The following is a 6,514-nucleotide window of genomic DNA, read 5'->3' as shown; positions in this document are numbered from 1 at the left end:
CTACGGAACAGTCCTGCAGCACAGTGCCGCCGCAAGGGTGGTCATTCCACCGCGTTCGACGGCGGTGAAGACCAATGATACGGGGCCACCCGGTCAACGGGACCGCCACATCGCGGCGATCGCCAAAGACGGTCGGCTGACATGGCAGGCGGCCACCGGCTACGGCAAGCGGGCTCTGATCGAAACCGCCATCGGGCGCTACAAGGGACTGATCGGCCGTCGTCTGCGCGCCCGCTCCTTTGCCGCCCAGAAGATGGAGGTCGCCATCGGTTGTGCTGTTGTCAACCGCATGCTGGCATGTGGACGCCCGGAATCCGTCCGCTGCCAAGCCATCAAGGCATAAGGGTCGATATCAAAGACCGAGGTGCGTCGAATTCTCCATCGCTGCACCAACGCCGCCGCAATGCGCTCTTTGCAGGGCACGATGAAGGGGGCCGCAATTGGGCCCGGTTTGCCAGCCTGATCGGCACTTGTAAAATGAACGGCGTTGAGCCCTACGCCTATCTGTGCGAACTCTTCACCCGCCTCGCAAACGGCCACCTCGCCAAAGACATCGATGCCCTGATGCCATGGGCCTATGCCGCCCGCATCAAGGCCTCACAATGAGCTCGTCAGGTACTCTTCGGTGAGCTCATTTGACGGCCCGTAGATCAACCTCAGATCGCTGCAACTGAAAAATCGATGGGGCGTGGACGCCGCATACTCCGATGCTTGGGTGAGTTGTAAAGCAAGACCTCACTTTACCATCACTCGAAGCGCAGCACCCCACGCACGTTACGGATGGGGGCAAGCCGAATACCCCATCTATAGATTCGCCGGACATTCGTTGCATACGGACACGGCAGGGCATATCATCGCACATAGATTGAGCTAATGATTGTATGCCCGGTTGGGCGACTACCAAAGCCATGCTAGGCACAAGGCAACACATTCGACGCCTGCAGATCTTGTTGCATGAGCATTGCCGCACAGGCGATGCGCGCGCGGCAGCAAAACGTGCTGCGCACGATGTGGGAATGGCAGTAAGTGGCGAAGGTAGTGCCACTCTTTCAGCTAGAATATCGGAAACGGACTTTGAGGAGCTTTTTTCAGAATTGTCGGGCGGAGGAGAGACGCTCGCGGTGCCAGATAGACTGAAACCATTTGTATCTTCAATTAGCGTGGCTCCTGACCATCTCTCGTTTGATTAGCCCAAAGGGGGGCTCATGAAAGCGTATGATGCCAAGGACTCGGACGCGGGGTCTACCCGCAGGGACTCGGGTGATCAAATTCTTCGTGTTGCTGTCACGTTTAACCCACCGGGGGAACAGGTCGGGCCCACGAAATTCGGTGCAAGAATGTCGGCGGAAACGGTCGAGAAGTTCGCGCCTGATCCAGCTAAAGCCGATCTCGCTATTGCCGAACTTGCTCGGCGCGGTTTCACGCTGACTGCCCGTGGAGCGCTCACTGCTTCGATGCGCTGCTCCAAATCGGCGTTTGAAACCTTATTCAAAACCAAACTGTCAAGGATCGTCGCGCCGGGTGGCGTCGCAGCACAGCTGAGTTCCGTGCTGTTCCCGGCCGATGGCGCACCATGGGATCCTGATCCGGCTGTCGCAGCGCTCTTGGATGACGTCTATATCCAATGGCCGCACATATATATGGCCAAGACGGCAAGGAGGGCCAAGACAGCCCCGAGAGACAAACCGGTGGCTACCGTCGCCAGAATAACGCCTCCGACCGCCGCACCGCCGCCGATTCCCTATTACCACCTCGCCGCACCCGCCGACGTCGCACGCCAGCTCAACGCGACACGGGCGCACCTCAAAGGAATTACCGGTAGAGGCGTTCGGGTGGCGATGATCGATAGCGGCTTTGCTCACGATCATTCCTTCTTTAAAGCCCATGACTACTCCTCTTCAGTCGTGTTGGCGCCTGGCGCTATAGACCGCAGCGTCGATGGCAACGGGCATGGAACCGGGCAATCGGCCAACGTCTTCTCAATCGCGCCAGGTGCCAATTTCATTGGCATCAAACTGGACAACGAAGATGATCCTTCGTCTGGCGCCTCAATTCTGGAAGGCTTGCAAGAGGCCCTCAAGCACGATCCTCACGTCATAACTGTGAGCCTCGGCTACGATTTGCGTCGCCAGAACAATATGCCCTTGCCACAACTGCCGAACAGCCTGGTCGCGCTCGAGGCCGAAATCCAAGCTGCAGTGAAGCGCGGAATCGTCATTATATTTGCGGCGGGCAACGGCCACTATTCGTTCCCGGGTCAGATGCCTGATGTCATTTCCGCCGGCGGTGTCTACGTCGACGAAACCGGCGCGATGCAGGCATCCGACTACGCTAGCGCATTCCACAGCCCAATCTACTCCGGCCGCAGCGTTCCCGATGTTTGCGGCCTCGTCGGCCTATTGCCGCACGCAAACTATCTCGCCCTGCCGATTCCACCCGGATGTGAAATCGACGCAGATGGCGCCGCTTTTGACAAAACAGCGCCGGACGACGGATGGGGCGTATTCAGCGGTACCTCTGCCGCTGCACCTCAACTCGCCGGTCTCTGTGCCCTGCTTCTCCAGGTGCAGCCAAAGCTTTCACCAGCTGACATAAAGGCGATACTCCGCCGTACAGCGCGCGACGTAATGGTTGGGCACGCTAATCCGGCAAGCGACCCGACCGGACGAGGACTGCCTGCTGGGGGCGGTGAAGACGGGGCAACTGGAGCGGGGCTCGTCGATGCCTATGCCGCAGTGAAGCAGATTCTTTAAGCGCCTTTCTTAACGACGACGCCGAGGCGCCGACTGCGCCGGAAGCGAATTCGTTGTCGGTCTGCTGGCTTCACAAACGGTCGCACGTAATGAGGGGCGATCAGCCTGACCTCATGGCCAAACGTCTCCATCTCGCGTGCCTAGTAATGCGCGCTGCCATAAGCTTCGAAGACAAAAACGCAGGTGCGCTGCCGGCTATGAACCGCCGGAACTGCTCGCGTGTCAGCTTCTTGCGGAACTTCACATGCCCCCTCATCAAGGCCCTCGTGGACATGGAAAACGCGCTTTGCCAAGTCCACCCCGATCATCGTATCCCTCATTTCGCCGTCCCTTTCCGCTTCGTGGCTCATGGACCACAGACTCATGGCACTTTCGATGCCGGCGCGAAGGGCGGCAACCATCCCATCTGCCAAGCGACACGGCAGCACGCCAATGCATCGGTTCACCGCCTGATCTCGGAGCTCTCGGGGCTAGTTGGCCGGCTGGCCAAACGATCACAAGATCATCGCGGGCGGTGACCTGAATACCTTTCGGATAACGCGAGGATTGAGACGGCCACTGGGGCGGCCCGATAAGCATGCGATGCGGTTACCGTTTGCGAAGGTGGCTTTGCGGCTCGCTTCGGGAGGGACTAAACTCGTATCAGGCTGTACTCGATGCCGAGGAGCACCTGATATGGCAGGATGTGTTACGGTCCGCTGGGTGGTACGCCTCACTCCACTCGCGGGGCGCACAGTCGATGATCTCCTGAAGGTTCCGCTCAGCCTCGACGTGTGGCAACGCGAAGCTGACGCCCTAGTGGCGGTCGTCTCCGAGCAGACGATCGCCGAGCTTGAGTGGCGACGGCTAGCCGGGGTGGAGCGCCTCCGCACGATCGCCGACGTGGAAAACGGTGCACACGGCTCCGATCGCCTCGACGGGCGACGGGAGGGCGCCTGATCGCGGGGTGGCTCTATCGAACGATAGGAATGCTCGCATGAGCCTCATCGCAAAAGTCACGTCTCCGGGACCGCAGAAGCCGCTCGGGGATGTTCTCCGGGTGCCGCTTGGCATCGACGTCTGGGAGGTCAAACCGGATCATCTGATCCTTCGCGGAACCGAGGCTCAGCTGGAGCGCCTGTCCCGCATGGGCTATCTCGTCGAACAGCTCGAAGATGTGGAACGGCACCTGTCCGCCTTCGCCACCGCTGCGGCGGCGGAGCAGTATCATTCGGCAGCCAGCCTGGAGGCGGAGCTGCGGCAGCTCGCGGAAGCAAGGCCGGACATCGCCGAGTTGAAGGAGATTGGCCGGAGCATTGAGGGCCGCCCCATCCTGGCGTTACGGATCGGGGACCGCCGCGGGGGCGTCCCCAAGCTTCTCTTCATGGGCTGCCACCACGCGCGCGAGTGGATCGCGGTGGAAGTGCCGTTCCTGCTCGCGAAAGAGCTCGTCGAGCGGGCCGACGAGGCGCCGATCGCCGGCTGGCTCACCAGCGGAGAAGTCTGGGTCGCCCCGATGGTGAACCCTGATGGCCACGAATATAGTCGGACGGCGCAGCGGCTTTGGCGCAAGAACCGGCGGAGGAATGACGACGGCTCGTTCGGCGTCGATCCGAACCGCAACTATGGGTACATGTGGGGCATTCTCGACATCCCCACCTCCAGCCACGTTCCGAGTGATGAGACCTATGTCGGCCCGCGCGCGTTCTCCGAGCCCGAGACGCAGGCGGTCCGCGACCTCGTCGGGTGCGAACGCTTCGCCGGGGTGATCACCTATCACAGCTACACCCAGCTCATTCTCTATCCCTGGGGGTATGCGGAGAAGCCCGTCCCGGACGTCCAGCACCGAGAGCAGATGGTAGGGATGGCCGAGGAGATGCAGACCCTGATGCAGGGGGTGCATGGCAAGGTCTATGTCCCGCAGCAGTCGTCCCAGCTCTACCCGACCGCAGGTGACACAACGGACTGGACCTACGGAAGCTACGGCATACCGTCCTTCACGATCGAACTCAGGCCGCGCACGTTCCAGGAAGGCGGCTTCATCCTGCCACCAGGCCAGATCCTGCCGACCTGGGAGGAGAACCGCCCGGCTGTCTTCCGGTTCATCGAACAACTCCTGGCGGCACCCGTGGCATAGGGCGGAGAACGCCGGGCTCAGCATTCCGCCGATAGCCGGGACGCCCATTCCGGCCGCACTTGGAGCGTCCAGACCAGCCACTCGCGGTCGCGCACCGGCGTCCCCTGCACATCTGTGGACACCCCCGTAAGTGCAAGAGGATTTTTCCAGGCACGGTAATCGCGCGTAGTCGGGTGCTGACATCTGTCCGGCCTCTGTTGCGACCATCTGGATGCCGCGGGTATAGCGCGACAATCAGCATGATACGGTCATCCCGACCGCGACATAAGAGTCTCATCCTGATTGACGCTGAGTCTCACCTTGATTGTCGCCGCGCACGCGGGCCCGTATGGGAGTTCGCGGATCGGTTCCAAATCATTAAAGCGTGCTCTGGGCACTCCGTTCAGGCCTGGTTTTCCGATCCCGTCTCTTATCGACTGTGCGCCATACCTTCCTTTCGACCCTCCTACACCTTCGACGCCCTCCTGTTTGCGGCCGGTTTATCCGGCCGCTACTGGAGCTCCATAGACCCCGCCTTTCGCCAACAGCGCCCAAACGATGCGCGCCAGCTTGTTGGCAAGGGCGACGATCGCAAGCATACGTGGCTTACGGACGAGCATGCGCCCGAGCCACGATCCCTCTGGCGGACCACGATGAATGGCTTGCCGGACCACGGAGCTGGCTCCGAGAATAAGTAGGCGTCGCAATGTTCGCTCGCCCATTTTCGATGTCGCGCTACACCTGGGATCGTCGCAAGCCGCCGAGCGTCCGCGTCTTCCCGGGCGCGACGAGCGATCTCTTGGTCGAGCCGCCTGATCCGGTCCTCCAGCGATCGCAGAGTATCGACCAACAGGGCGAGCGCCAGACGAGCTGCGTCCGGCAGGGTGTTCTTATCATCCGTCACGCACTCTATGAGCCCGGCAACATGCGATGGACCCTGAGCGGTGACGATCGCGCTACCGGTCATGCCCTTGATCGATTCCTGGATGCGCTGGTCGATATTGTCCGGCACCCAGCTTCGGACGGAATCGCCTCCGCCGCGCCATGCTGCAGGTGCAAATGCGTATGGTTGCGGTCGAGCAGTGCGTCGTTGAAGCGCCGATCAAGCCAGGCGCGCCATTTGCGATGCAGCTCGTCGAGAAGAAGTGGCGGACTGCGGTGAAACCGACTTCCTTGAGCACGACGATCCCGGCCAAGGTCGCGGCGCTTGCCAGAAGCGACCGCACCGTAGTCGGGTTTTCCGGATGGTGGAGGAACGCGATTGCACTGACAAGTGCACCAGATGCCTCGGCGAACCAGACACTGGCCATTGCCGACAAGGCCGTAAGCACGACGATGATCGCCGCCAGACCCCAAGCCTCCTGCCAACTTTCGGAGAACCAATAGGCCCATACGTGGACGGCCCCCTGCTCGCAAGATATTTGGATGATTTGACCGCATCGCTTGCGTCCATACGTCCGGCCTGTTGTGCGCTCGCACATGAACGCTGGCCAAGATGGTTTCCGCGACGTGAGTTCCAAACACATAAGCGACCTTGTAGGAGGCCGTGGGCTTACACGGAGTATCTCGCGCCGTGGATCGATCGATCACACCATCTGCTCCTATCTTGCAAGTTCCGGCATCAGCAACGCAACACGGATTCCAGTTTTAAACTCTTCGATCCTGG

The 6,514-nt window shown here is 60.8% G+C and carries 5 protein-coding genes and 3 pseudogenes; 6 read left to right on the top strand and 2 right to left on the bottom strand.

The genetic code is table 11. The features are described from left to right. The 3 genes and pseudogenes from BC363_RS29100 to BC363_RS29095 form a co-directional block, all read left to right on the top strand. Positions 1–343 (top strand): annotated as a pseudogene (locus BC363_RS29100) (IS5/IS1182 family transposase); the annotation flags it as partial. Positions 344–375: 32 nt separating this feature from the next. Next, positions 376–606: pseudogene (locus BC363_RS33980) on the top strand (transposase domain-containing protein); the annotation flags it as partial. 599 nt (positions 607–1,205) lie between these two features. Continuing rightward, on the top strand, positions 1,206–2,753 hold the full coding sequence (locus BC363_RS29095; RefSeq protein WP_065786272.1) for a S8 family serine peptidase: 1,548 nt from the start codon (positions 1,206–1,208) through the stop codon (positions 2,751–2,753). 140 nt (positions 2,754–2,893) lie between these two features. On the opposite strand, the gene BC363_RS29090 is transcribed toward BC363_RS29095, so the two are convergent. Further along, positions 2,894–3,154: a hypothetical protein gene (locus tag BC363_RS29090; RefSeq protein WP_065786271.1), complete on the bottom strand. Its 261-nt coding sequence runs from the start codon at positions 3,152–3,154 to the stop codon at positions 2,894–2,896. A 274-nt stretch (positions 3,155–3,428) separates the two neighbouring features. On the opposite strand from BC363_RS29090, the gene BC363_RS29085 reads away from it, so the two are divergent. Then, positions 3,429–3,692, top strand: coding sequence for a hypothetical protein (locus tag BC363_RS29085; protein WP_065786270.1), 264 nt, complete (start codon positions 3,429–3,431; stop codon positions 3,690–3,692). A 37-nt stretch (positions 3,693–3,729) separates the two neighbouring features. Further along, entirely contained in the window at positions 3,730–4,869 is a 1,140-nt protein-coding gene (locus tag BC363_RS29080; RefSeq protein WP_065786269.1) for a M14 family metallopeptidase, read from the top strand. 479 nt (positions 4,870–5,348) lie between these two features. On the opposite strand, the pseudogene BC363_RS36145 reads toward BC363_RS29080, so the two are convergent. Further along, a pseudogene (locus BC363_RS36145) lies at positions 5,349–5,576 on the bottom strand (IS110 family transposase); the annotation flags it as partial. 337 nt (positions 5,577–5,913) lie between these two features. Between BC363_RS36145 and BC363_RS35235 the strand changes: the two are divergent. After that, a complete protein-coding gene (locus tag BC363_RS35235) occupies positions 5,914–6,234 on the top strand; it encodes a hypothetical protein (protein ID WP_065786267.1) in 321 nt (106 codons plus the stop codon). The last annotated feature ends 280 nt before the right edge of the window (positions 6,235–6,514 follow it).

It is taken from the genome of Ensifer sp. LC384, assembly GCF_001695865.1.
Taxonomy (GTDB): Bacteria; Pseudomonadota; Alphaproteobacteria; order Rhizobiales; family Rhizobiaceae; genus Ensifer.
This window is presented reverse-complemented; position numbering and strand designations above follow the sequence as displayed.

Coding starts and splice junctions, on each gene's coding strand:
- BC363_RS29095 (WP_065786272.1), top strand. CDS start 1,206: ATGAAAGCGTATGATGCCAAGGACTCGGACGCGGGGTCTACCCGCAGG.
- BC363_RS29090 (WP_065786271.1), bottom strand. CDS start 3,154: ATGGTTGCCGCCCTTCGCGCCGGCATCGAAAGTGCCATGAGTCTGTGG.
- BC363_RS29085 (WP_065786270.1), top strand. CDS start 3,429: ATGGCAGGATGTGTTACGGTCCGCTGGGTGGTACGCCTCACTCCACTC.
- BC363_RS29080 (WP_065786269.1), top strand. CDS start 3,730: ATGAGCCTCATCGCAAAAGTCACGTCTCCGGGACCGCAGAAGCCGCTC.
- BC363_RS35235 (WP_065786267.1), top strand. CDS start 5,914: ATGGTTGCGGTCGAGCAGTGCGTCGTTGAAGCGCCGATCAAGCCAGGC.